Annotated in this window: 2 pseudogenes; both read left to right on the plus strand. The window is 45.3% G+C overall.

What is annotated here, in order from left to right:
- Window positions 1–267, plus strand: a pseudogene (gene araQ / locus ACWHAR_RS29155) (arabinose ABC transporter permease AraQ); the annotation flags it as partial.
- 18 nt (window positions 268–285) lie between these two features.
- Window positions 286–612, plus strand: a pseudogene (locus ACWHAR_RS29160) (alpha-N-arabinofuranosidase); the annotation flags it as partial.

Below are 612 nucleotides of genomic sequence, written 5' to 3' on the forward strand. Positions count from 1 at the left end.
CCGCTGATGAAACCGGCTTTCGGTGCGATGATTATCCTTCAGTCCTTAAACAGTTGGAACAACTTCTTGTGGCCGCTGATTGTGCTTCGGTCGAAAGAAATGTTTACGCTTCCAATAGGGCTGTCCAGCTTGCTAAGCCCTTATGGCAACAACTATGACATGCTTATATCCGGCTCAGTATTTGCGATTTTGCCGGTGATTATCATTTTCTTGTTTTTCCAAAAGTACTTTATCTCCGGCCTGACGGTAGGGGGAGTCAAAGGTTAATGAAGGAGGAAACGTGTGATGAAAAAAGCGCGAATGATTGTAGACAAAGAATATAAAATCGGTGAAGTAGATAAACGGATTTATGGCTCGTTTATCGAACATATGGGTCGTGCGGTATATGAAGGCATATACGAGCCTGATCACCCTGAAGCGGATGAAGATGGATTTAGAAAAGATGTCCAGTCGCTGATCAAAGAATTACAGGTTCCCATCATCCGCTATCCGGGCGGAAACTTTTTATCCGGATACAACTGGGAGGACGGTGTCGGACCAGTCGAAAACCGCCCGAGACGGCTTGACTTAGCATGGCAAACGACAGAAACCAATGAAGTGGGAACAAATGAA

The organism is Bacillus sp. LR--39 (genome assembly GCF_053613335.1).